General features: G+C 57.0%; 1 protein-coding gene. It reads right to left on the bottom strand.

The genetic code is table 11. The annotated features are described in order from the left end of the window. Nucleotides 1-458, bottom strand: a 458-nt coding sequence (locus ACTHSP_RS21895; protein WP_440346998.1) for an ABC transporter substrate-binding protein, incomplete at both ends; no start/stop codon positions are given.

Genomic DNA, 458 nt, shown 5'->3' with positions numbered 1-458 from the left:
CCGAAGGTGTAGCTGTATTCGGACGGGCCTTTGTCGCCGAACTCGATATAGATTTTCGGTTTGGACTGCTTGGCGCGTGCGACGCGTTTTTGGATGTCGGCAATGCCTCGGGCGTATTCGGCGGCAATTTTTTGGGCGCGCGCCTGCGTACCGTTGAGTTCGCCGAAAATTTCCGCACTGCGCGTGTGCCGCGCGACGGTTTCGGCGTTGAAATCGACCACGACGACGGGTATGCCTGCCGCTTTAATGCGCGGCAGATGGGTGGCGATGGCCTTATACTGCCAGTCGGCCAGAATCAATACGTCCGGCTTGAGCGCGAGCGTTTTCTCCAGTGAAAACGTGCCGGTGCTGATGTTGCCGATGTCCGCAATGTTTTGCAGCGTAGGCAGCTTCTGTTTGAACATCGCCCAGCTGCCGGGATTGAATTTCTCCCAAAACTCACGCGAAATGCCGATGAC

This window comes from Neisseria sp. P0001.S005, assembly GCF_051963715.1.
Note: the sequence above shows the minus strand (reverse complement) of the source record. Positions and strands in the feature narration are given on the sequence as shown.